The 24,569-nt window shown below is 32.7% G+C and carries 27 protein-coding genes; 8 read left to right on the top strand and 19 right to left on the bottom strand.

Annotation, left to right across the window (positions count from 1 at the left end; all coding sequences use genetic code 11):
- Positions 1–45: 45 nt before the first annotated feature.
- A complete protein-coding gene (locus ACODSB_RS16090) occupies positions 46–1,323 on the bottom strand; it encodes an MFS transporter (RefSeq protein ID WP_053473817.1) in 1,278 nt (425 codons plus the stop codon).
- 271 nt (positions 1,324–1,594) lie between these two features.
- Between ACODSB_RS16090 and bshC the strand changes: the two genes are divergently transcribed.
- From bshC to ACODSB_RS16075, 3 genes are all read left to right on the top strand, one after another.
- Positions 1,595–3,184, top strand: a complete 1,590-nt coding sequence (gene bshC / locus ACODSB_RS16085) for a bacillithiol biosynthesis cysteine-adding enzyme BshC (protein WP_488937785.1) — start codon at positions 1,595–1,597, stop codon at positions 3,182–3,184.
- A gap of 214 nt (positions 3,185–3,398) precedes the next feature.
- The gene (locus ACODSB_RS16080) at positions 3,399–4,670 is read left to right on the top strand and encodes an acyltransferase family protein (protein WP_488937784.1); all 1,272 of its coding nucleotides are present in this window, start codon (positions 3,399–3,401) and stop codon (positions 4,668–4,670) included.
- A gap of 221 nt (positions 4,671–4,891) precedes the next feature.
- Positions 4,892–5,311: a nucleoside-diphosphate kinase gene (locus ACODSB_RS16075; RefSeq protein WP_031456090.1), complete on the top strand. Its 420-nt coding sequence runs from the start codon at positions 4,892–4,894 to the stop codon at positions 5,309–5,311.
- Between the two features lie 100 nt (positions 5,312–5,411).
- Here ACODSB_RS16075 and ACODSB_RS16070 read toward each other — a convergent pair whose 3' ends face one another.
- The 3 genes from ACODSB_RS16070 to ACODSB_RS16060 all read right to left on the bottom strand — a co-directional run bounded on the left by ACODSB_RS16070 (position 5,412) and on the right by ACODSB_RS16060 (position 6,986).
- Positions 5,412–6,128, bottom strand: coding sequence for a hypothetical protein (locus ACODSB_RS16070; protein WP_053473814.1), 717 nt, complete (start codon positions 6,126–6,128; stop codon positions 5,412–5,414).
- 140 nt (positions 6,129–6,268) lie between these two features.
- Complete coding sequence (locus ACODSB_RS16065; RefSeq protein ID WP_053473813.1) at positions 6,269–6,565, bottom strand: DciA family protein; 297 nt, start codon at positions 6,563–6,565, stop codon at positions 6,269–6,271.
- On the bottom strand, positions 6,546–6,986 hold the full coding sequence (locus ACODSB_RS16060) for a hypothetical protein (RefSeq protein WP_180859597.1): 441 nt from the start codon (positions 6,984–6,986) through the stop codon (positions 6,546–6,548). The genes ACODSB_RS16065 and ACODSB_RS16060 overlap by 20 nt, the downstream gene beginning before the upstream one ends.
- A gap of 390 nt (positions 6,987–7,376) precedes the next feature.
- Between ACODSB_RS16060 and ACODSB_RS16055 the strand changes: the two genes are divergently transcribed.
- Both ACODSB_RS16055 and ACODSB_RS16050 read left to right on the top strand, forming a co-directional pair.
- Positions 7,377–7,895 (top strand): putative periplasmic lipoprotein, encoded by a 519-nt coding sequence (locus ACODSB_RS16055; protein WP_488937783.1) that lies wholly within the window; start codon positions 7,377–7,379, stop codon positions 7,893–7,895.
- A 91-nt stretch (positions 7,896–7,986) separates the two neighbouring features.
- Positions 7,987–9,057, top strand: coding sequence for a serine hydrolase domain-containing protein (locus tag ACODSB_RS16050; protein WP_488937782.1), 1,071 nt, complete (start codon positions 7,987–7,989; stop codon positions 9,055–9,057).
- A gap of 16 nt (positions 9,058–9,073) precedes the next feature.
- On the opposite strand, the gene ACODSB_RS16045 is transcribed toward ACODSB_RS16050, so the two are convergent.
- From ACODSB_RS16045 to ACODSB_RS15990, 12 genes are all read right to left on the bottom strand, one after another.
- Complete coding sequence (locus tag ACODSB_RS16045) at positions 9,074–9,670, bottom strand: Zn-dependent protease (protein ID WP_488937781.1); 597 nt, start codon at positions 9,668–9,670, stop codon at positions 9,074–9,076.
- A gap of 204 nt (positions 9,671–9,874) precedes the next feature.
- Positions 9,875–10,828, bottom strand: a complete 954-nt coding sequence (gene ftsY, locus ACODSB_RS16040) for a signal recognition particle-docking protein FtsY (protein WP_291145444.1) — start codon at positions 10,826–10,828, stop codon at positions 9,875–9,877.
- A 267-nt stretch (positions 10,829–11,095) separates the two neighbouring features.
- Positions 11,096–11,248 (bottom strand): DUF4295 domain-containing protein, encoded by a 153-nt coding sequence (locus tag ACODSB_RS16035; protein WP_008468081.1) that lies wholly within the window; start codon positions 11,246–11,248, stop codon positions 11,096–11,098.
- 77 nt (positions 11,249–11,325) lie between these two features.
- On the bottom strand, positions 11,326–11,508 hold the full coding sequence (rpmG, locus tag ACODSB_RS16030) for a 50S ribosomal protein L33 (RefSeq protein WP_008253902.1): 183 nt from the start codon (positions 11,506–11,508) through the stop codon (positions 11,326–11,328).
- Positions 11,509–11,535: 27 nt separating this feature from the next.
- Positions 11,536–11,772 carry a 50S ribosomal protein L28 gene (gene rpmB, locus ACODSB_RS16025; protein WP_008468080.1) on the bottom strand — a complete coding sequence of 79 codons (237 nt, stop codon included), beginning with the start codon at positions 11,770–11,772 and terminating at the stop codon, positions 11,536–11,538.
- Between the two features lie 71 nt (positions 11,773–11,843).
- Positions 11,844–13,097 carry a competence/damage-inducible protein A gene (locus ACODSB_RS16020; RefSeq protein WP_488937780.1) on the bottom strand — a complete coding sequence of 418 codons (1,254 nt, stop codon included), beginning with the start codon at positions 13,095–13,097 and terminating at the stop codon, positions 11,844–11,846.
- A gap of 194 nt (positions 13,098–13,291) precedes the next feature.
- Positions 13,292–13,636 (bottom strand): Hpt domain-containing protein, encoded by a 345-nt coding sequence (locus tag ACODSB_RS16015; protein WP_053473805.1) that lies wholly within the window; start codon positions 13,634–13,636, stop codon positions 13,292–13,294.
- Positions 13,636–14,247: a fumarylacetoacetate hydrolase family protein gene (locus ACODSB_RS16010; RefSeq protein WP_056201799.1), complete on the bottom strand. Its 612-nt coding sequence runs from the start codon at positions 14,245–14,247 to the stop codon at positions 13,636–13,638. Before ACODSB_RS16010 ends, ACODSB_RS16015 begins: the two co-directional genes overlap by 1 nt.
- 97 nt (positions 14,248–14,344) lie before the next feature.
- Positions 14,345–15,115 carry a 3'-5' exonuclease gene (locus ACODSB_RS16005; protein WP_053473803.1) on the bottom strand — a complete coding sequence of 257 codons (771 nt, stop codon included), beginning with the start codon at positions 15,113–15,115 and terminating at the stop codon, positions 14,345–14,347.
- Positions 15,116–15,321: 206 nt separating this feature from the next.
- Complete coding sequence (locus tag ACODSB_RS16000) at positions 15,322–16,680, bottom strand: dihydrolipoamide acetyltransferase family protein (RefSeq protein WP_488937779.1); 1,359 nt, start codon at positions 16,678–16,680, stop codon at positions 15,322–15,324.
- A gap of 83 nt (positions 16,681–16,763) precedes the next feature.
- Positions 16,764–17,927 (bottom strand): glycosyltransferase family 2 protein, encoded by a 1,164-nt coding sequence (locus tag ACODSB_RS15995; protein WP_488937778.1) that lies wholly within the window; start codon positions 17,925–17,927, stop codon positions 16,764–16,766.
- A 30-nt stretch (positions 17,928–17,957) separates the two neighbouring features.
- Complete coding sequence (locus tag ACODSB_RS15990) at positions 17,958–19,139, bottom strand: hypothetical protein (protein ID WP_488937777.1); 1,182 nt, start codon at positions 19,137–19,139, stop codon at positions 17,958–17,960.
- 120 nt (positions 19,140–19,259) lie between these two features.
- Between ACODSB_RS15990 and ACODSB_RS15985 the strand changes: the two genes are divergently transcribed.
- Positions 19,260–19,841 carry a hypothetical protein gene (locus ACODSB_RS15985; RefSeq protein ID WP_488937776.1) on the top strand — a complete coding sequence of 194 codons (582 nt, stop codon included), beginning with the start codon at positions 19,260–19,262 and terminating at the stop codon, positions 19,839–19,841.
- Between the two features lie 121 nt (positions 19,842–19,962).
- Here ACODSB_RS15985 and ACODSB_RS15980 read toward each other — a convergent pair whose 3' ends face one another.
- Positions 19,963–21,150 carry a DUF5009 domain-containing protein gene (locus ACODSB_RS15980; protein WP_488937775.1) on the bottom strand — a complete coding sequence of 396 codons (1,188 nt, stop codon included), beginning with the start codon at positions 21,148–21,150 and terminating at the stop codon, positions 19,963–19,965.
- Between the two features lie 127 nt (positions 21,151–21,277).
- Here ACODSB_RS15980 and ACODSB_RS15975 point away from each other — a divergent pair, with 127 nt between their 5' ends.
- Positions 21,278–22,015, top strand: coding sequence for a tyrosine-protein phosphatase (locus tag ACODSB_RS15975; RefSeq protein WP_488937774.1), 738 nt, complete (start codon positions 21,278–21,280; stop codon positions 22,013–22,015).
- A gap of 26 nt (positions 22,016–22,041) precedes the next feature.
- Positions 22,042–23,013 (top strand): T9SS C-terminal target domain-containing protein, encoded by a 972-nt coding sequence (locus ACODSB_RS15970; protein WP_488937773.1) that lies wholly within the window; start codon positions 22,042–22,044, stop codon positions 23,011–23,013.
- Here the strand turns inward: ACODSB_RS15970 and ACODSB_RS15965 are convergent.
- Both ACODSB_RS15965 and ACODSB_RS15960 read right to left on the bottom strand, forming a co-directional pair.
- On the bottom strand, positions 22,997–23,686 hold the full coding sequence (locus tag ACODSB_RS15965; protein WP_488937772.1) for a DUF4386 domain-containing protein: 690 nt from the start codon (positions 23,684–23,686) through the stop codon (positions 22,997–22,999). The genes ACODSB_RS15970 and ACODSB_RS15965 overlap by 17 nt on opposite strands.
- A gap of 15 nt (positions 23,687–23,701) precedes the next feature.
- Positions 23,702–24,133: a DUF6326 family protein gene (locus ACODSB_RS15960; RefSeq protein WP_488937771.1), complete on the bottom strand. Its 432-nt coding sequence runs from the start codon at positions 24,131–24,133 to the stop codon at positions 23,702–23,704.
- Between the last annotated feature and the right edge of the window lie 436 nt (positions 24,134–24,569).

Below are 24,569 nucleotides of genomic sequence, written 5' to 3'. Positions count from 1 at the left end.
CCTACGCCTGTTTTTATTTCAAAAATTTAAAAATTCTATTATTATTTAAAATTTATGTTCCTCTTTGCTAATTACCAAAAATGAAACTAAAGAAATAAACGCTGCAATCGTTAAGTACAAACCAACATAACTTACATCATAAGTTTTGGCTAACCAAATAGCTATCATAGGCGCAAAAGCTGCTCCCAGGATTCCTGCTAGATTAAACGTTAGTGATGCGCCAGAATAACGAACATTGGTTGGAAACAATTCAGATAGAAAAGTTCCTAAAGGCCCATAAGTGAATCCCATTAAAGCCATTCCGATACAAGCGAAAGTAGTAACTAAAACAATATTTCCTGAACTTAAAAAATAAGAAAAGAAAAATCCGAAAATCGCAATAGCCGCTGTAGCTATAATAAGCATTTTGCGTCGGCCAATTTTATCTGCAACTACAGCCGAAACCGGAATGAAAATAGCAAAAAACAATACCGAAAATAACTGAATTAATAATCCATTTCTTTTTACAATTCCTAAGTCTGAAGTTGCCCAGCTTAATGTAAAAACAGTCATCAAATAAAAAACTAAAAACGTTGTAATGGCCGCAAACGTTCCAAAAATCAATTGATTTTTATACGATTTTACAATTGTTAAAAATGGAACTTTAACCTCTTCCTGTTCTTTTTTAGAATTTTCGAAAGATGGCGTTTCTGTAATTTTTGTTCGGATATAAAAACCAACAACAACTAGTAATGAACTGGCAATAAATGGAATTCTCCAGCCATAATCCATAAAATCTTCATTGCTCATAGAATCGGTTAATAATAGAAAAGTTCCACCAGAAAGCAGTAATCCTATTGGAGCTCCCAATTGCGGAAACATTCCGTACCACGCACGTTTATTTGGCGGTGCATTTTCTATCGCTAATAAAACGGCTCCTCCCCATTCACCCCCTAAACCAACACCTTGCCCAAATCGACATAACATTAATAATAACGGAGCCGCCACACCAATACTGGCATAACTTGGCAAAAATCCTATTGTAACAGTCGAAATACCCATCGTCAATAAAGCCGCAACTAAGGTAAATTTACGCCCGATTTTATCTCCATAATGTCCAAAAAAAGCAGAACCTAACGGACGTGATAAAAATGCTATTGAAAAAGTGGCTAAAGATTCAAGAGTCGCCATTGTCGAATCTGAACCGGGAAAAAATAATTGAGGAAAAACCAATACTGCGGCATTGGCATAAATATAAAAATCAAAAAATTCAATTGTGGTGCCAATTAGGCTTCCAAAAAGAACATGTTTAAGTGAGTTCTTCTTTTTAGGGTTTGTTTCCATGCAAAATCAGGTATATCTTTTTTTGTCTACAAAAATATAGTTTCGTTATTAATATTTCACATTTAAAACAATTAGTTTCAAAACACTTATGCGTTTTTAACAAATTTCATGTATTTAGCATTTTAAGCAATGTTTAATTTACTCAAAATTAAAAACCTGATTATAGGAACTTTAAAACAAAAAATAAAAATCAATCTTAAGCAATAGTTAAAACCGATTTTAACTGTATATTTTCATTAAATTTACAGCTGTCAAAAATAAATTTAAAATTATGCCTACCGACTGTATCAGCTATCAAACTTCTGGATATTTCTCTAAATTGATACAAGATTATTTAGATCAGAAATCAGAATTGAAACCGCTGTACAACAATTTCCCAACATTGGAGAATTTCGAAAAACAAATTGCCGAAAAAGCAGGTAACTTTGATAACAGCAACCGAATTCCTTTGGTTACCACTTTAAAAAAGCAATATCAAAGCATCAAAATTTCTGATTCGACAAAACAAAATATTGAGCTTTTAGCACTCGAAAATACTTTCACAATTACAACCGGACATCAGTTAAATTTATTTAGCGGGCCTTTGTATTTCTTATATAAAATCATTTCGACCATTAATCTTACCAAAGAATTAAAATCGAAATATCCGTCGTACAATTTTGTTCCCATTTATTGGATGGCGACAGAAGATCATGATTTTGAAGAAATAAACTATTTTAATTTTAAAGGCAAAAAATTCAGATGGAACAAAGAAAGCAACGGTCCAGTTGGCCGACTTTCAACTGAAGGTTTAGATGAATTCTTTGAAATTTATTCATTAGAATTAGGTTCAAGCACAAATGCCAATACTTTAAAAAAGCTTTTTCAAGATGCTTATTTAAAACACGATAATCTGGCCGATGCAACCCGGTTTTTAGCTAACAGTTTATTTGCTAATTACGGTTTAGTAATTATAGATGCTGACGATGCCGATTTAAAACGTGCTTTTATTCCGTATGCAAAAGAAGAATTAGAAAAACAGACTTCATACAAAGCGGTTCAGGAAACAATTGAACAATTGAAAGACTATACGGTTCAGGTAAATCCGCGTGAGATTAATTTATTTTATATTGAAGATAATCTGCGCGAAAGAATCATTTTTGAAGAAGATAAATACATTGTAAACAACACAAAAATCTCCTTTTCTAAAGAACAAATTCTTTCTGAATTAGAAAATCATCCTGAAAAATTCAGTCCAAACGTTATTATGCGTCCGCTTTATCAGGAAATTATTCTCCCGAATCTATGTTATATTGGCGGAGGCGGAGAAATTGCGTATTGGCTGGAATTAAAATCTTTTTTTGATGCCGTAAAAATTACTTTTCCAATGATTTTGGTTCGTAACTCTGTTCTTTTGGCAACCGAAAAACAAGAAAAAAAAGCAGATCAATTAAACTTAAGCTGGAGCGATCTTTTTACCAAACAAGAAAATTTAGTAAACGCGATTACACACAAAATTTCTGCATTTCCAATTGATTTAACACCTCAAAAAGAAATATTGAAAACCCAATTTCAATATCTTTATGAATTAGCAAATCAAACTGATAAATCTTTTTCTGGAGCTGTAAAAGCTCAGGAAGTAAAACAGACAAAAGGTCTTGAAAATTTAGAAAAGCGTTTATTAAAAGCACAAAAAAGAAAACTTAACGATCAATTGCAGCGGGTAATAGACTTACAATGTGAACTATTCCCAAATAATAGTTTACAGGAACGTCAAAGTAATTTTTCAGAATTTTATCTGGAAAAAGGCGAACAGTTAGTTCCGCTTTTACTGCAAAAATTGAAACCTTTAGAAATGAATTTTAACATCATAACAATATAAAAAGCAAAAAAATTTGCCACGAATTTCACGAATTTACACAAGTTATTTTCTTGTAAAGGATAGAAATTAGTGTAAATTCGTGAAATTCGTGGCAGAAAAAATAATAAAATATAATAATTCTTGAGAACCAAATAACCACTATCTTCTCAAAATTATTATTTCAAACCAAATAGCGATTTTTAAAAATATTAACTAACCAATTTACCCAAAACCAATGGTAAAAGAACGCTTAATTTCGCTAGATGTCTTTCGTGGACTAACAATTTTATTAATGACCATTGTAAACAACCCCGGAGACTGGGGCCATGTTTTCCCGCCATTATTACACGCCGAATGGCACGGCTGCACACCAACCGATTTAGTATTTCCGTTTTTCGTTTTTATAATGGGAGTTGCCGTTCCGCTTGCAATGCCTGATAAATTTTATGACGGCACCACTTTCAACAAAATTTTAATTCGTTCTTTGCGAATGCTTTGTTTGGGTATTTTCTTCAACTTTTTTGGAAAAATCCAGTTGTTTGGATTGGAAGGAATTCCGCTTTTAATTGGCCGACTTATAATTACTATTGGAGTTGGTTATGCTTTAATGGGAAATTTCAGTTCAAAAATCAAAAACATTCTGGCATTTTCAATTCTGATAATTTATCTGTTTCTCGCTTACAGCGGTATCGAAGCCTACAGTGATGTAAGACTTCCGGGGGTTTTACAACGAATTGCAATTGTTTATTTTGTAGTTTCTCTTTTGTATTTAAAAACTTCTCAAAAAACGCAGATCATAACCGGAATCGTTTTGTTATTAGGATATTGGGCAATCATGACTTTAATCCCTGTTCCCGGAATTGGCGACGCAAATCTGGATAAAGGAACAAATCTTGCTTCATGGCTGGACAGCGTTTTACTAAAAGGACATATGTATCGTGGAACCGTAACTTGGGATCCGGAAGGGATTTTAAGCACACTTCCGTCAATTGTAAACGGAATTATCGGTTTATTAATTGGTCAATTATTACAGCAAAATTCTCCTAAAACTAACAAAGCACAAAAAATGGCAATTGCCGGAGTTGCTTTAATCATTGCTGGTTTACTTTGGAATATTGTTTTCCCAATAAACAAATCACTTTGGACAAGCAGTTATGTTTTATACACTACAGGATTAGCCACAACATTTTTAGCAATTTTATATTACATAATTGATATCGCCGATTATAAAAAAGGATTCAAACCTTTCTTAATTTGGGGCGTAAACCCAATGATCGTTTTCTTTACTTCGCAGATAATTCCGCAGGCATTAGTAATGATTGAGTTTCAAAATCCACATAAAACCGAAGAGAAAATTAATTTATTAAATTACCTGTACAGCTTTTGGATTGCACCATTTTTCAGCAATCCTATGACAGCTTCATTAGCCGGTGCATTAGTTTACGTTTGCATCTGGACTTTTATTTTATGGATATTCTACAGAAACAAATTAATATTCAAAGTATAAATTTCTTAACCATATAAGTAATATAAGTTCACTTTAGAAATACGTCATACTTTGCGGAGATATTCTGTACGAAGTATTTAAATGAACTTATATTACTTATATGGTTTTAAAAAAAAGCTTTTCTTGGCTAAAACATCATTCTATCATGTTTTAATTACGAATTAATTAAAATCAATTCACAAAAAAAGTCTACTTTTGCACAAAATTTAATAAAATATAAAATGGCAACAAATAGAACTTTTACAATGATTAAACCAGATGCTGTTGCAAACGGACACATCGGGAATATCTTAGCAATGATCACTAATGGTGGTTTCAAAATCGTTTCATTAAAATTAACTCAATTAACTGTAGCTGATGCAAAAGCATTTTACGCAGTTCACGCAGAAAGACCTTTCTACGGAGAATTAGTTGAATTCATGTCACGCGGACCAATTGTTGCTGCAATTTTAGAAAAAGACAACGCAGTAGAAGATTTCAGAACTTTAATTGGAGCTACAAATCCAGCTGAAGCTGCTGAAGGAACTATTCGTAAAGCATACGCAACTTCTATCGGAGAAAATGCAGTTCACGGTTCAGACAGCGACGAAAATGCTGCAATCGAAGGTGCATTCCACTTTGCTGGTAGAGAGCAGTTTTAATTTATGATTTTAGAGTTCAGATTTTAGATTGCGGAACTTTATAAACAAAAAAATCCATTTCAATTGAAATGGATTTTTTTTGTTTAAATGCAAATATCGCTTAAAGCTTATCTGCTTTTTTAACCAATTTCTCAACTTTTTCATCAAGATCTTTCAAAAGTTCTTCCAATGCACTTTCGCACATAGGCAATACTTTATCAAGACTTAAAACAGGAACTCCACCTACGATTGTTCCAGTTTTCTTAGAGTTTGCCCCTTCAGAAAAAGCAAATACTTTTTTTCCTGTTTTATCGTATAAAGCGATTCTGGCATAAGCTTTCATTTTTATTGTTCCAGTTCCTCCAACAGCGAATCCTTTTACTACAGCAAAATGAATTTCTGTAAACAAAACACCATCAGCTGTGTCTTTAAACATTTGAGCAGACGCTACTTCATTGGCAGAACCATTCATTCCTTCATAAATATATTTATATCCAGGATAGTTAATAATGGTACCGCTTTCTCCGCCTTCTCTTGCAAATTTAGGAGTAAAAGCAATGTATTCCGGCTTCTGAGTCACTTCAGTTTCAGGAAGTAAATCAAACGGGAATTTTTTAGCATAATCATTAAAAAATGCATTGTGATATTTCTCTAAAATTGGAGAAAGGTTAAAGTTCGGATTATTTCCTAAATCAGCTATTGCAGCCAATCCATTTAAACCCAACTCCGAAAGATCTATTGTTTTATCTGTATAAAAAGATACAACGGCAACTTTTTTCTTTTGAGAATAACTGTTTAAGGCAAATAATACGGTTAAAATAAGTAATACTTTTTTCATGTTTTGGTTTTGTTTTTTATTTGTTTATTATTAATCAGGCATTTATTAAAAACCACTTAATGCTCAAATATATCATAAAAAAAACACTTCCATTATGGAAGTGTAAAATTTATTTTTAAGTTTCAAATAACAATTTAAAATCAGCGCAAAACCACATCTTTTATTACTTCACGCCCAAGCTCTTCGTTAATCATTTTAACGATTTTAGACTTTCCGTGACTTAATTCCTCTCTTAAAACAGCCGATCCAAGTTCAACATACAGCGTGCTTCCTTTCAAAACAACATTTTTAGTATATGTTTTTACACCATTCCCCATTAATTGTGCCCAGGCTTCTTTTACATCAATCTGATCCATTCCCGGCTGTAACTTATTAACCTGAATAATTTGTTGTAAAACAGCCCCAATCGTACTTTGGTTATTTAGTCTTTTTGCCATCGTTTAAAATATTTATTGGTCCTGTTTTTTTATAATAATATTCTTTATTCTGATCATTTTTTACGACAAACCCTTCATCCGAAATCGAGATTAATTCCTCAGTCCATTTAGCATAATCTGTATTATAATCCAGAAAAGTTCCCTTATCCGTAAATCTTACTGAAACATTTTCAAAAGTATCAGTAGTTAAAAAAGTTCCGTCAAGCTGTGCCATTACTTTAGTACGAGTCCCTTTTGTACCTTTAATTTTAAAAAAATCAAAGTTTTCATTCATGCCATAAGCCTTTTCCTCCCCTTTATCAAAAACCACTTTTTCAATTTCCCAGTAACCATTTAGTTTTTCAATATCTGCCGGTTTTATTTCCTGTTTACAGCTTACAAACAAAAGCGACAAAACCAAAATCATAAAAGCATTTTTCATAGTAAAATATAATATTAATAAGGAGCTGTTTCCTGCTGTCCGCTATATCTTTTATGGCCTAGTTAAAAAGACGAGGCCATAAAAGGATGCCGCTTCCATCAGGGCTAGGGCTCCCGTTTTCAAAAGAAAATTTAGAGAATTACAAAGGTAACTTTATAAATTTCAAAAGAAATATTTTAATCAATAATTATCTCATTTTTCTAAGACTTTATTTCCTAAATCTTTACAGACCATAAAAAAGCCTATTCTAACAATCTTATGTCATATCATGGTAGATTTTAATGCAAATCTGTCAGACTTTTGCAGCAAAAATTATTTCAGTTACATTTTCCTTTAAAGAAGATAATTCCAATTAAAATTTTATACATAAATCCTTTTATTAAAAATAGAATGAAAAAATATTTCATAATAGCATTAAGCACCCTGCTCTTAATTTTTGGATGTAGTAAAGCAAAACCCAAAAACATTGCACTCACAAAACCTGTGTATGTTCAAATAAATAATTATCATCAGCCTGAAGGAAAAGAAAATAGTGCACCTTCCCTAAAAGATGATTTTTTACAAAACAAAAATTCAAAAAACTCACCAGTAACAATTGTAGCTTCCAGCCTATCGAGAGCGCAGTACTCTGATCATAAAGACATTAAAATCGTTTTTAAAAATTCAAGCAAAAAGAGTATTCAGGCAATTAAACTGGAATGGTACTGCGAAAACTCATTTGATGAACCCGCAAATGGCCGATATTTCTACGGAAAAGGAAGATCTACGGGAGAGATAGCAAATTTACTAAAGCCTGGTATGATCGAATCAAAAATCTGGGAAGATTTTTCTACAGATGCAAACCGTATTATAAAAGTAAGAGCTTACTATGTAGTATTTACAGACGGAACAAAATGGGAGCTTAAATAAAACATTTCATGGTAATATGTAAAATAAGTTTTCCCACTCATTAAACTATTTTACATATTTTTGGTCAAACCCCAAACCAAAAACAAAAGCCATGACCAAAACTATTTTTACAATCCTGACAGCCTTATTATTGATAAGCTGCAGCAAAGATTCAGCAGAACCAGATCCGGTTCCAACTCCATCAGAAAGCATGTATTTCCCTCCATTAACCGGAACAACATGGGAAACAAAATCCATAGCCGATTTAAAATGGAATCAAAGTGCTGTACAGCCGCTTCTAGATTACTTAGAATTAAAACATTCTAAATCCTTTATCATTTTAGTAAATGGCCGAATTGTTTTAGAAAACTACTTCAACGGACATAACGCTTCAACAAATTGGTATTGGGCAAGCGCCGGAAAAACGTTAACTTCAACCGTTACCGGAATTGCACAACAGGAAAACTTACTAAACATCAATAATAAAATTTCTCAATATTTAGGCACTGGCTGGACAAGCGAAACGTTAGCACAAGAAAACAAAATTACCTGCAAACATTTACTAACTATGACATCCGGGCTTGATGATTCAACCGATGACGTAGATCCCGCAGATCTAATCTACAAAGCCGATGCAGGAACAAGATGGGCTTATCATAATGTTTATGTAAAACTACAAGATGTTGTTGCAAGTGCAAGCGGACAAACTTGGGAAAATTATTTCAATGCCAAATTAAGAGACAAAATCGGGATGAATGGTACCTGGCTAAAAATTGATGTAAACAGCGTTTATGCAAGTACTTCACGAAGCATGGCACGTTTTGGGCTATTAATGCTGAATAAAGGCAAATGGGAAAATAATATCATTTTAAATGAAGCCTATTTCAATGAAGCAACAACAACTTCACAAAACATTAATTTAGGGTACGGATATTTATGGTGGCTAAATGGTAAAAGTTCCTATCATTTACCGCAATCGCAGCTTACTTTTCAGGGAAGCGTAATTCCAACCGGACCAAGCGATATGTTTATGGCTTTAGGAAAAAATGACCAAAAAATATATATAGTACCAAGTAAAAATATGGTAGTTATCAGAATGGGAGAGGCTGCAGATAATGAAAATCTTGCCTTATCTGATTTCGATAAAGTTTTATGGGAAAAAATTAGCGCTTTATATCAATAAAAGGACTGCACAAAATTTAAATTAACTGCCATCCTTTAGATTTTAAAAAGCTTTTGCAATCATTGCAAAAATCTTTTTCTTCATCCAGTGGGTTTCCTCCTTCAGCATCACGCATTAAACATGTTTTTATTGCACAATGCGGTAAACCCGCTGTATGACCTAATTCATGTAAAACTAGTTTATAAAACTGTTTATTTTTATTTTTGACAGACAATCTAAAATCCGAGACTACACAGGCTTTTCCGGGTCTATAACCTAATCCCATTACACCCCAATCTTTAATTCCGTTTTTAGTTGTACTAATATCCGAATTTGATAATCCAACTATCACAGAATCTTTGCCAATATTATCTTTAAGACTTTTAATTATACTATCAGCACGGTATCTATTCCTTGGTTTATAATAGGAGTTTTCAGGAAACGAAATATTTGATCTTAAAACTACTTTTGGATTTATAGCTTTAATTTCTTCAAAAACCTTTTTAGCCTGTTGGGTTTTAAAACTACCTAAGGGCTGAATAACAATTACTTTTTGATTTTTATTACTTTCGTTTTTTCTGTTTGTACAAGAAAGCGCAATAAAAAGAAAAACGAAAAAGCAATATTTCATCATCAAAAATGTATTAATAAATTACTGTTTAGTTCGCAGTCTTTTAAGAACTCCCATAAAGAAGAAACCTATTCCCAGAACTAATAAAACGTAATAAAAAGAAAGACTATTATCTCTCAAAATATTTGCAAAAACAAAACATATAACGCTTGCAAAATAAAAAGCAACAGCCGATATATTTTTAAAAGAAGAAAAACTCATTATAAATTATTTAAAGAAACTGTCTACGAACTCATATTTATTAAAGACTTGTAAATCTTCAATTCCTTCGCCAACACCAATATATTTTACCGGAATTTGAAACTGATCTGAAATACCAATTACAACACCGCCTTTTGCTGTTCCGTCTAATTTTGTTACTGCTAATGAAGTTACTTCAGTCGCAGCAGTAAATTGTTTTGCTTGTTCAAAAGCATTTTGACCCGTTGAACCATCTAAAACCAAAAGAACATCGTGAGGCGCATCTGCTACAACTTTTTGCATTACACGTTTCACTTTTGTTAATTCATTCATCAAATTGATTTTATTATGCAAACGTCCGGCAGTATCAATAATAACAATATCGGCGTTTTGAGCCACAGCAGACTGAAGCGTATCAAAAGCCACAGAAGCTGGATCGCTTCCCATATTTTGTTTTACGATTGGAACGCCTACACGATCCGCCCAAACTTGTAACTGATCGATAGCAGCGGCACGGAAAGTATCGGCAGCACCTAAAACCACTTTATAACCGGCTTTTTTAAACTGATAAGCCAGTTTACCAATTGTCGTAGTTTTTCCAACACCATTTACTCCAACAACCATTAAAACGTAAGGTTTTTTATCTTTTGGAATATCAAATTCGGTTGCTTCGCCTGTATTGGTTTCAGATAATAAGCCGCCAATTTCATCACGAAGAATTTGATTTAATTCCTCAGTTCCTAAATATTTATCTTCAGATACACGTTTTTCGATTCTTTCGATGATTTTCAATGTTGTATTTACACCAACATCTGAAGCTACCAAAACTTCTTCAAGATTATCTAAAACATCATCATCGACTTTAGATTTTCCTGCAACAGCTTTGCTTAACTTAGAGAAAAAAGTAGTTTTTGTTTTTTCAAGACCTTTATCTAAAGTCTCTTTTTTTTCGGTAGAGAATAATTTTTTAAAAAAACTCATTTTTTAATTTATTGTTAGTTTTAGATTGTTTCTAAGGGTTTTGAAACAATCTTAATGTTTATAGAATGCCTTTTGTTTTAATTTAACCCCAATTACACGATATCCTTCTATTTGTCTTTTTTAAACAAGTAAAGATAAAGAGTCTGATGGGAACAAATGTTTAAAAAAAACACAAATTGATTGGTTTCTATAAAATTTTAAACAAATATAAAAAATAAAAAAGCTACTTCCGAATGAAAGTAGCTTTTCTATATATTGTAATTGTAATTATTTCTTTTTCAAGAATTCATCAACTTCTTCAGGAGCCATAATAGATTCTACGAATGTATATGCGCCAGTTTTAGGAGATTTTACCATTTTGATGGCTTTTGATAATCTCTTAGAAGATGTTTGTAACGATGCTACGGTTTTCTTTGCCATGATTCAAATGTTATTTGAAGTTTTTTATAAAACTCTAAATGGCAAAACCATTTGAGATTTACAAAAATCTCTAATTATTACTTAATTTCTTTGTGAACAGTTACACGTTTCAAGATTGGATTAAATTTTTTAATCTCTAATCTGTCCGGAGTATTTTTCTTGTTCTTAGTTGTAATATATCTAGAAGTTCCCGGAACACCAGAAGTCTTGTGCTCAGTACATTCTAAAATTACCTGGATTCTATTACCTTTCTTTGCCATCTTGCTATATATTTATTTAGGAAAAGATTATTTGATAAATCCTTCTGACTGTGCTTTTTTCAAAACAGCAGTGATTCCATTTTTATTAATTGTTTTTATCGTAGATGCTGCTACTCTAAGAGTAATCCATCTATCTTCTTCTGGAAGATAAAAACGCTTTTTAACTAAGTTTACAGAAAACTTTCTCTTAGTTTTGTTCATAGCGTGAGAAACGTTATTTCCTACCATCGCTCTTTTACCTGTAAGGTCACAAACTCTTGACATTATACTTATCTTTTATCGTTATTCAAAATCAGGGTGCAAAGAAAAGAAAAATAAACCATTGTAGCAAAAAATTATTGCACAATTTTTAAAATTTCTTTTTGTAATATTTCTAAACTCTTAATAGTTGCTCTATCTATCACTTTTTCACGTGGTTGGCCAAAGTTAAATTCTTCTGTTATTACTCCCTCTGGTGTAGCCAAGGCGATAAAAACAGTACCAATTTCAGCTTTTGAGTCTCCTTTTGACGGACCAGCGTTCCCGGTTGTCGCGATTGCATAGTCTGTTTTGAGTATATCTTTCACATTCAAAGCTATAGCCGCAGCAACCTCAGCACTTACTACCGAAAATTGGTCTATTAAATCCTGCGACACGCCCAAAACATTGACCTTAGCTTCTGTTGCATACGAAACTACACTTCCTTTAAAATATCTTGACGCTCCCTGCACAGATGATAAAAGCGAAGCAATTTTTCCTCCAGTGCAGCTTTCAGCTGTAGAAATCGTTTTATTATTTTTAGCCAGCAATTTACCCACTACGGTTTCAATCGTTTCATTTTCTTCATAACCCACTATAATATCATGAATTATAGCATCTAGCGACTGAACATTTTCTTCGATTGCTTTTTCTAATTCTTCTTTATCTGTTCCGCGGGCTGTCATACGCAGACGAACTCGTCCGGGATTTGGCAGATACGCCAGTTTGATAAATTCAGGCAGATTATTTTCCCAGTTTTCAATACGTTCTGCGACTAAACTTTCTCCTTGACCGTACGTTAAAATGGTTTTATGAATAATATAAGGACGTTTATATTCTTTTACAATTTTTGGAATTATCTCATTTTCTACCAGATATTTCATTTCATACGGAACACCCGGAAGCGAAACAAACACGGTATTTTCTTTTTTCATCCACATTCCCGGTGCTGTTCCCATTTTATTATGAAGAACGGTGCATTTTGAAGGAACAAGAGCCTGATCTTTATTTAACTGCGAAATGGGTCTTTTATAAAAACCTTCAATAAGTTCTGTTACATGAGCCAGAACTTCGGGATTTACAACCAATTGATCGTCAAAATAATCACAGAAAGTTTTTTTAGTGATATCGTCTTTTGTCGGACCTAAACCTCCGGTAATAATTACAATATCAACTTTGTTTTGCAGTTGTGCAAAAGTGTTTAAAATATGCTGTTTGTCATCACTTATGGAAATCATTTCATAAGTTTCGACACCTATTCGATCCAGTTCTTTGGCTATAAAATTTGAATTTGTATCTACAATTTGACCAATTAAAATCTCATCTCCAATGGTAACTATTGTTGCTTTCATATTATTAAAAGTTTTACTTATAAAGGTATAAGTTTATTTATGAAGTAGGATTGCGGAAATGATTTGAGGCAGAAAAATTTAAAAGACAATTTCTTTTATCTTTTAATATGAAGTTAAAATCCTGAAAAATAGATTGAAATAAAATAAGAAAAATGATTCCGCTTTTCAGTTTAAAAAAGCGGAATTATATGATTTTAAACGTCAAAATCTTTTTTGATTTCTTTAATTGCGTCTTTTACCTGCACTTTTATACTTTTAAAAGTCTCGATAATATCTTTTTTCTTTCCTTCTGCTTTTGTCCACGCTTCGACTTGCAGGATTTCTTCAAATGCAACATTTAACCCCATTAAGTCTAATGTAGGTTTAATTTTATGCGCATACGAATAAGCGTATTTATGATCCTTTTTCTTAATTCCTTCCTTGATTTGTTTCAAATCCTCGGGAACTTCTGTAACAAATAATTTTAGAATTTCGTTTACAAATTCGGGGTCATTGTCTGAAAGCGCATACACTTTCGAAAGATTATACTTTAAAGCCATTATTTTACTTGTATTCTGAATAATTTTTTATCTTCTAAAAAGCCTTCCAAAACATCATTTGGTTTAACCGGCGCAACACCTGCAGGTGTTCCTGTAAAAATAATATCTCCAATTTTTAAGGTAAAAAACTGAGAAACATAAGAAACCAATTCATCAATTTTCCAAAGCATAAAACTCGTATTTCCTTTTTGAACTGTTTCAGAATTATTTTTGAGCTCAAACGTAAGATTTTCTAGCGAAACAAAATCACTTTTTGGTAAAAAATCTCCAATTACTGCTGAGCCGTCAAATGCTTTTGCTTTTTCCCAAGGCAGTCCTTTTGCTTTTAATTTATCTTGTAAATCTCTGGCAGTAAAATCGATACCTACACTAATATCGTCATAATATTTATGTGCAAACTTAGGCTCAATATACTTTCCAACCTTATTAATTTTCACAATTATTTCTAATTCGTGATGAACTTCCTCAGAAAATTCGGGAATTACAAACGGATGCTGCTTCAACAAAACCGCCGAATCCGGCTTCATAAAAACAACCGGTTCGTCTGGACGTTCGTTTTTTAATTCTTCAATATGATTGGTATAATTTCTACCGATGCAAATTATTTTCATTATTTTTAGTTTTCAGTCACAGTTTTTCAGTCGCAGTCTTCACTAATACAAAATCAGTTTCAGCATAAAACTGAACACTGAGACTGCGACTGAGAACTTATTTTGTATTTAATTTTCTCAATTTAATTCCTGTCAAAACTTTTTTAGTGTACAAAGGAAAATCGGCGTTTTGAATCCAGCTGAAATAACCTGGTTCTGTTTCCAGTACTTTTAAAACTTTTGCACCCTTATGTTTTCCGAAAGTAAAAATTTCTTCGTCGTCTTTATCAAAAGCAATCATTCCGGCAAAATCGGCGATTTTTTTACGGGTTGTAAATTCAGATAATGATTTCATGTCATTTTCCAGTTCAGGATAACGATCTAACTGCGCTTTCAAAATCTCGTAAGTTGCCATGGTATCTGCTTCTGCCGAATGCGCATTTTCAAGACTTTTTCCGCAGTAAAATTTCAAAGCAGCACTTAAAGTACGCTCTTCCATTTTATGAAAAATAGTCTGAACATCTACCGAAACTTTATTTTTCATATCAAAATCGACTCCGGCGCGAAGTAATTCTTCTGCTAATAACGGAATATCAAAACGATCTGAATTAAAACCTCCCAAATCACTGTCTTTTATCATATTATGAACCAGCGGTGCCAATTCTGCAAAAGTAGGTTCGTTGGCTACTTTTTCATCAGTAATTCCGTGAACGGCTGTTGTTTGTGGAGGAATTGGAATTGTGGGATTAACCAGCCAGGTTTTACTTTCTTTATTTCCGTTTGGAAAAACTTTAAATATCGAAATTTCTACTATTCGATCTTTACCGATGTCAATTCCAGTTGTTTCAAGATCAAAAAAGCAGATTGGTTTGTTAAGTTTTAATTCCATTTTTAATTTTTATAAGATTACAAATGTAATTTTTTAATGCCAAAGTTCCCGCCCAAATTTCTATTTTTTTGACCAAAATTGGCTTTTTTTGTTGGTTTTGCATTCAAATTTAAAACCAAATAAGTCTGTTTTCTGTTTTTCTTATGAACGAAAAAACCCGAAAAACTTTTCAATTTTTCGGGTTTTAAATTTTATTTATGAATCGATTAGAAATCTCTGTCTACATCAAAAGCTTCTAAATATTCTGCTACTCTTTTTACAAAACTTCCACCTAATGCTCCATCAACAACTCTGTGATCGTAAGAATGCGATAAGAACATTTTTTGACGGATTCCGATAAAATCTCCTTCCGGAGTTTCAATAACCGCAGGAACTTTACGAATTGCTCCAAGAGCTAAAATTCCTACTTGCGGCTGATTAATAATTGGCGTTCCAAAAACACTTCCAAAAGTTCCAACATTTGTTACCGTATAAGTTCCGCCTTGTGTATCGTCTGGTTTAAGTTTTCCTGCTTTTGCACGGTTTCCTAAATCGTTAACCGCTTTTGCCATTCCAACAAGGTTTAACTGATCTGCATTTTTAATTACAGGAACAATTAAATTTCCGTTTGGTAGCGCTGCCGCCATTCCTAAATTGATATTTTTCTTTTTGATGATATATTCGCCATCAACAGAAATATTCATTCCAGGGAAATCTTTTAAAGCTTTTGCAACCGCTTCCATCATAATTGGCGTAAAAGTCAGCTTCTCGCCTTCTCTCTTTTCAAAAGCCGTTTTAACTTTATCTCTCCATTTTACAATGTTCGTTACATCAACTTCAATAAACGATTGTACGTGTGCCGAAGTTTGTACAGAAGCCACCATATAACCCGAAATCAGTTTACGCATTCTGTCCATTTCGATGATTTCATCACCGCCATTTACAGAAACCGGAACTGCCTGCTGGCTTTTTTGAACTACTTGTTCTGGCGCTTTCGCAGTTTCAACAGCTGGTTTTGGAGTTTCAACCGCTGCTTTTGGTGCTTGCTCAACTACTTTTGGAGCCTGAACAATTCCTGCTTTGCGGTCTTCTATATATTTTAAAATATCATCTTTCGTTACGCGGGCATCTTTTCCAGAACCTTGAATATTATCCAATTCAGCAAGAGAAATACCTTCTTCTTTTGCAATATTTTTCACTAAAGGAGAAAGGAATTTTTCTGATCCGGAAAAATCCTGTGGAGCAGCAACTTCTTCTTTTACTGCTTCAATTGTTTTTTCGATTTCTACAGCTTCTGCAGGAGCAGCAGTTTCTACAGCTGGAGTTGCAGCCGGCGCATCACCACCTTCAGTTTCGATAATTGCAATAGTCTGCCCTACCTGAACTAAATCATCTTTGCCAAATAATTGTTCAACTAAAATTCCAGATACTTCACTTGGCACTTCACTGTCAACTTTATCAGTTGCAATTTCCAGTACAGCTTCATCAGCTTCAATTTTGTCTCCCACTTCTTTCAACCAGTTAGTAATGGTTGCTTCAGCGACGCTCTCTCCCATTTTAGGAAGCTTTAATTCAAATCTTGCCATATTATTATTCTAAAGGGTGATTTTGATTTTCTGATTGCGAAATTACTGAAATTTTTAAATATAAATTACACTTAATATAATTTTTACTGAATTTTTCTAATTTCCCCTCTGTCGTTTCTTGAATTACTTCCAATAATATAATTGGTGTTTTTGGGGAAAATCTTAAAAGTAATGTTCTTATCTTTAAGAGTTTCTATGATATTGATACATTTTTTGAATGAAACATAGTGATTATCCAAAATGATCTCTGTCTTTTTTCCCTTTAAAATCAGCGACGAATTTACCATTTTTTCTTTTTTGAAATCTAAAAAACTAACTTTATTTTCCAAAATCGAAGCCAACTTTTCAGACAAATTCTCATTTTCAGAGTATAAAATATAACTTTCTGGCAGCGGTTTTATTTTAGTCTTTCCCTGAAACATTTTTACAAATGAAAAAAACCAGGTTCCAACTTGAATAAAAAAACTAAAAAACCATGATTTTTTAAAATGCTTTTGGTAGAAAAAATTCATTGCATCCTGAAAACGTTTCATATACAATTCATCTTTAACGGTACTTTCTCCTTTATAGTGTAAAACGGTTGTTTCGTGAAAATAATAATTGGATTTTTTTAGCAAAAGTGCCCTGTAAGACAAATCAATATCATCTGCATACATAAAGCAGTTTTCATCAAAACCATTTAATTTTTGGTATAAATCTTTTTCCAAAAACATAAAAGCACCTACAAGAATCTCCACTTTTCCGGTTTGGTTTTCATTTAAATGCTGTGCATAATATTGATTAAAAAGATTCCATTTTGGAAATATTTTATACAAACCAAAAATTTTGGAAAAAGCAACCCATGGCGACGGAATACCGCGTTTACTTTCAGGCAGAAAGCTTCCGGTTCCGTCGATTAATTTACAGCCAATAATTCCTAAATCTTGTTTTTCTTCGGCGAAAGCCAAAATCTTGGTAAAAGTATCTCCCGCAACAACGGTGTCAGGATTTAAAATGCAGATGTATTTTCCGCTGGCTTGTTCAACTCCAATATTATTTCCTTTTGGAAAACCAAAATTTTCCTGGTTTTGAATCAGTTTTACTTTTGGAAATTGGATTTTCATCATCAAACAGCTGTCATCAGACGAATTATTATCAATAACAATAATTTCGGCATCAAGATTGGCAATTGCTTCCTGAACACTTAAAACACATTGTTCCAGAAAGTAACGCACATTATAATTAAGAATGATAACCGATAATTGCATTGAAATTTTTGTAATTGATTTTGGGGAAAGTTAGAAATTTTCGGCCAAACCTAATCGCAATGACCAATCGTTTTTACTAATTCCGTAGTCAAGGACTAAATTACTGTTGTTTTTCTTGTTCCATTTAATGCGTAATCCGGTTCCAACGGCTGGATTCCATTTTTTAAATTGATACGTATCTAACTTTGAAACAGAAGAAACGTTGGTAAAAAATACAGCGCCCCAAAAACCGTTTTTTGAAATATCAGTTCGATATTCAGTTTCAAAATAAATCAGTGCATTGCTGCGAAATCTGTTTCGGGTAAAGCCACGTCCAGTTCTTCCGTCTCGATCCCAGCCAATACTTGGCAAATCTAAATAATGCGGTTTTCCACCAAAAGTCGACCAATAAAAAGCTCTGTAAGCCAAAACCCGATGTTTGTATTTATGAAAAGAATGGTATTTGCGCGCATCTAAATAAACAGAATTCCATTTTTTACCTTCCACTCCGCTTGTATTGATTCGGTAATCTGCTTCGACGTATAAACCTTGTTCAGGATTTACATTGTTTTCTCTGGAATCATAAAGTCCCTGAATGGCAATTCCAAAGGAACTTTCGTTAGAAAAATCACCGTTCATATATTTAGAATAATCGGTTTCTTCATCGATATACGATTCTTCAGAAATATTCTGATAATTATCAAACAATAAACCTAATCCTAATCGATAATTCCCGATTATTTTTCGGGTGGCAAATTGATAAAAACGCCATTGTTGATAATCCAGAGTTGACATTTTTTTATCTGTATTATGTCCGCCGAGACCGTACGTATCCTGAGGATAAATCATATAGCGATAATCACCTATAAAATTCCAGTAATTATCTTTCGTATATATATAAGTTTGAATGGGAAAAACATATTGCTTGGTGAAACTAAAATAAGGCGAAAATGAAACCTGGGACATTTTGGTCGTGTTGCTGTCGCCGAGATAAAAAGTAGTTAAAAAAGAAACTACCAAACCGGCATTTTTATTAGCATCGATTGGAACGGGAAGCAATGAAAAGGCTATTTTTTTATCCTGATTTTTTCGTAACGAATCGTTTTTATTAAAAAGCTTGTACAAAACATCCAGAATATCTTTGTTGTTATTTGAAATGGAGTCGTTTTGGCAATAGCCGAAATGCATTTGAAAAAAGAAAAAGAAACCTAACAGAACCTTTGCATTTTTCATATCGTAAGTTTTTCAGATACAACTTCTTACAAATTTAAAGTTTTATTCAGAATATACGCTTCTTTCAAAATAAATAAAAAGAAAATTCTATTTTTGAAGTAAATCAAAATCTCTTTTTCAATGAAAATCAAAGCAGTTGTTTTACTTGGTTCTCTCCTTTTTGTGTTTGCAATTTTAGGTTTCGCTTCCGCAGAAGAAGTTTCAAATTCTAATACAGATTTGGTAAAGACCTCAACTTGGTTTATTGCTGGTCCTGCCAAAGAAAATCAGGAAACAATTAATAAAATCAAAAAAGAAAAAGGGATAATTAAAGTTACAGCAAAAGATAATCCGGTTGGAGAAATTGAGCTGAATGTGATGCTTACAGAATCTGATTCGAATGATGGCAAATCAACAAATTTGTCTGAAAGTTCAAAATATCTAAGTATTACGTATAAATCATCGCATCTTATAAAATTGCAAGCACGCGAAGGAAACGCTGAAGGAACGGGATGCGTGCACGGCGGTTCGCATCCAAGAATAGATTTACCTGTTTCTGCTAAAAAATTCACCACTATAAAAATTCCGTGGACGGATTTCAAACAAGACGGCGATCCAAACGGAAAGTCTTTAGATATTCATAATCTCTGCAAGTTCAATTTTGTGAATTACAATCCAGTTTCAGGTGCGACATTAGAAATAAAATCAGTTATTCTAAATTGAAATGAGGATATTTTAACGCAAAGCGCGCTAAGGTTTTAGCCACAGATTTAAAGGATTAAACAGATTAAAACTTTGTGCACTTTGCGAAAAAAAACTTAGCGCGCTTTGCGTTACAAAAACATTATAAATGTAGCTGAATTTTAAACCTATTGAAGATTTTCATTACGAATAACATTATTGTTGAGAAAACCAGTGACCAAATAATTCCCGGAACTCCTTCTCTAAAATATTCTGGTATAATGTGAATTTTGAATGCGAGATTAAAATAATAAATAACACCCGGCAAAATATAAATCAATAACGGATTTGCTGCTGCAGGCATGAAAAAATCGCTCCATTTGGTTTGTTTTTTAACTTCCATTAACCAATACAAAAAGTAAAATAAAACGGTGCAAATTCCGGCAGAAATCAATGTCCATGAAGGCGTTCCTTGTATTTTTGAGATTCCGTAATGTGGTCGAAGGAAAAATCCAACGGCGAAAAACAAAACAATAAATCCTATTACTGGCCAATTGATTTTATTTTCAATTTTCTTGTCAAAAAAGAGTAATGAAATTATTATTCCGGCGATTACTAAAGTTACATGAGTTAAATGTCCGGCAATAAAATGCAGCCATTCCGGCATAACTAAACCTTTTGTCAAATTAGCCGAATTTGCGGCAACACAAACTACAAGAAAAGCAATCATTGCCCATAATCTGCCTGAAACCAGCCAATAATAAATTACCGAAATAAGATAAGCCCAACCAATTAAACCCAGAATTCCCCACCATTTTGGCGTGATTCCTGTTTTTCCGGTTTCTTCCTGAACGTATAAAAAGTAAAGTGCAATTAAAACCAATATTCCGCCGTATTGAAGAATGTATTTTAACCAAACTGAAAAATCTTTTGGGTATTTATTCCAAATCGGAATTGGCATTGCATAAGCCAAAAGTCCCCAAAAAGCAGGCGCAATTATCATTTTTGAAGCATCGTAACCATATTCGGCATTTACCATATAAACACCAATTATTATTAAGGCTACAGCACGTTTTAAAGTATGTGTCCAGATTACTTTTGAAGTGTCGCCTTTTATCAATCTGGCGTTAAAGGCAAATGGAACTGACATTCCGACTATAAATAAAAAAGCAGGGAAAACTAAATCGACAAAGGTCATTGCATCGGCATCGGCGGGCATGTGTTTCATCCATTGCGGTACATTTTTGACACTTGCAAGTTCATTTACAAATATCATTACAAAAATGGTAATTCCGCGTAAAGCGTCAATCGAAATAATCCTTTGATTATACAAATTCTCTTTAATTTTCATAAAATATTACTTTTTTATCAAATATAATATAATTCTAAAATGTCGGTTACATTGTTACATAAATTTTCTTTTGCAATATTTCTTTAAAGAGAAATAAAAACAACATCAATTCTTTACTTTTGCAGTTATGCTATCATTCTTTAAATCAAAACCTTTTTTAAAAGACCTTCTGGCGGGCGATTATGTCGATATTCACTCCCATTTGCTTCCGGGAATTGATGATGGCGCATCATCTATCAAAAAAACAATCAAACTTGTAAAGGCATTTCAGGAATTGGGAATTTCTCAGTTTGTTACTACGCCGCACATTAATCATTTTGTCTGGGATAATGCTGAACAGGATATTTTAGACCGACAAAAAGAAACTGAAGTTTTATTGAAAGAACAAAACATCAATATTCCGTTTAAGGCAGCATCTGAGTATTTTATGGACGACTGGTTTGAAAATCATGTAAAAACAGAAAAGCTTTTAACCTTAAAAGACAATTATGTATTAGTTGAAATATCGTATTTAAGTGCGCCTTTAAACTTATACAAGATTATTTTTGAAATACAGCTTGCAGGATATATTCCGGTTTTAGCGCATCCGGAACGGTATTTATATTTTCATAATAACTTTGAGGAGTATGAAAAACTAAAGAAAGCAGGTTGTTTATTTCAGCTGAATTTATTGGCTGTTATGGGTTATTATGGCAGCGAAATAACCAAAACTGCTGCGCTTTTATTAAAGAAAGGAATGTATGATTTTTCGGGAACCGATGTGCATCACGGCAATCATATTGAATCTTTACATCAAAAAATAAAAATTGATTCAGTTGAAAACTTAAAGGAAGTTATTGCCAATAATCAGTTTTTTAGATTCTAATTTTTTTCCAATTTAAAGCATAAAAAATGCTACGGATCCTACTATTTTTTATTCTGTCTGTTTTTTCAGTTAAAGCCCAAACTTCAGGCTGTACAGATGTGCTTTCAAAAAATTACAATCCAAATGTTGTGCAAAATGATGGAAACTGTATTTATGAAAGTTTAAAACTAAAACCTGAATATTCGATAAGACTAAGCGACTCGATTAAAGAAACTTCGGGACTAATTGCTTTTGATGGTTTATTGTGGATTCATAATGATGATCACGATAAAACAATCTACGGATTAGATTCTTTGGGAAAAATCAAAAAGAAAATCATTCTGGATCAGGTTGTAAATCATGACTGGGAAGAGATTTCGCAAGACAGTTCGCATTTATATATTGGAGATTTCGGAAATAATTACGGTGGAAATCGAACGGATTTAAATATCCTGAAAATTGAAAAAAAATCATTTTTAGAAGGAAATCCCATTATCGAAAAAATCTCATTTCAATATGCTGACCAAGCTGATTTTTTAGCACAAAAACCAAATTCGACCGATTTTGACTGTGAAGCTTTTGTAGTTTCTAATGACAGTATTTATTTGTTTACCAAACAATGGAAATCGTCTAAAACCAGTATTTATGTTTTACCCAATCAAGCCGGAAATTATATTGCACAATTTAAAAATACGCTTGACACAAAAGGTTTAGTGACGGGTGCAACTTATTTTGAAGAAAAGAAAATCGTGGTTCTTTGCGGTTATTCTAAAACGGGAAAAACATTTCTTTATCTTTTATACGATTTTAAAAACAAAGATTTTTTATCGGGAAATAAACGAAAAATTGATCTTAAGCTTACATTTCATCAAATAGAAGGAATTGCGACAAAAGATGGTCTTCATTATTTTATTACCAATGAATCTTTGGTTCGAAAACCCATTTTAAATAATCCGCAGCAAATTCATTATTTAGATTTGAGTTCTGTTTTAAATCCATATTTTACTCAACAGAAATAGCGTTGTTTTTCGCTCCCATTATTAAAAGCCATAAACACGTTCCTATTTCACCAAGAGTTGCCGGAAGTCTTACATAAGAAGATATTCCGAGGTCTGAATAATTCGAAAACAATGCATTTCCGAAGAAATTTATTAAATAACTCACACAGCCAAGCATTAATAATATTCCTAAAAATTTGGGAATCATTGCTGATTTAAAAATTAAATATCCCAACGGAAACAGCCAAAGTCCCCAAAATACCTGAACGATTAAATTTCCGTAATCATATTGATTGAGATAAAACATTACCAGATCTTTTTCCTCTCCGCCCGAATTAATTATAGAAAGTACAGCAAATTTATTCTGCATGTTTATAAAAGAAATCGGCACGCTTACAATCGCTAAAACAACCATATATATGGCGTACGTTTTATGAACCGGTTTCAATAATTTGTACAAAACCAAAGGCAGAAACAAAAAGAAAGTGTAACAAATTAATCCGCTTATAATACCAAGTCTGAAAAGAAATTCAGAATTAGCAATATTAGTAAAAGTTTTGGCAGCATCACTCCAGACAATTAATTTTGAAGGAACATATCCTAAACTAAAAATTCCCGTTATTACGACTACTAAATATAGTAAACCCGCAATTCTTCCTGTATTTCTAAACGATAGTTTTGATTCTTGATTCATACTTTTATCTTTAAATTAAACTTGCTTTGGCCATTTAAGTGCAGTCCAAAATATGATTGAAGTCAAAATACTTTCTATTATTGCCAGAAAAATGTAAAAACTCCACCAGGCTCCAGTTGTTGTAAATGCTATTAACAGCATTATGGCAGTATAAATAATTCCGAAAATGAGATTAAGCCAGCGGTTTATTTTTGGTTTTAAAATAACGGATGCAAAAATCATTAAGGCCGGAATTGTCATTAAAAGTGTCGCGAGAAATAATTTTACGGGAGAATCCAGCAATGTATCTCCGCTTATAAAATCTTCGACTTTTTTTGGAACATAGAGCGAGAAATAATCTCCATAGATATAACAAAACATTACGGAAGTCCACAATGCTGCAAGTTTGATTTTTGTGTTTATTTTAAAATCTTCAAAACCTTTGGTGTTTATTTCTTTCTCACTCATATTTAAGAGATTAAATTTTAAATATGTCGGAGATAGTTGTAAAATGTTACAATTTGTTTTCTTCTAAAAGATAAGAGGCTGTCTCAAAAGTTGAGGCCTCCGTTATACCATAACTATTTTGTTTGTTTTTTTTAGTGACTTAATTGATTGCTTTTTGATATCCAATTTATCATTCCATAGGAATGTTTCGTAGGTAGAAAAAAATAAAAAATAGCCATATTTGCGTTCCGTAGGAACGTTTGATAGGTTATTAAAAGCAATGTGAAATCAAACGTTCCTACGGGACGTAATCCATTATAACAATATATTTTTCTACCAATGAAATGTTTTCTACCAATGAAATGTTCCTACGGAACAAAAAAGTAGGTAAAATAACAAAGAGGCTGTCTTAACTTTTGAGACTGGTTCTTCTAATTTTCCTATTCTAAAACTTAAA

The sequence above is a fragment of the Flavobacterium sp. FG68 genome (assembly GCF_057808895.1).
Note: the sequence above shows the minus strand (reverse complement) of the source record. Positions and strands in the feature narration are given on the sequence as shown.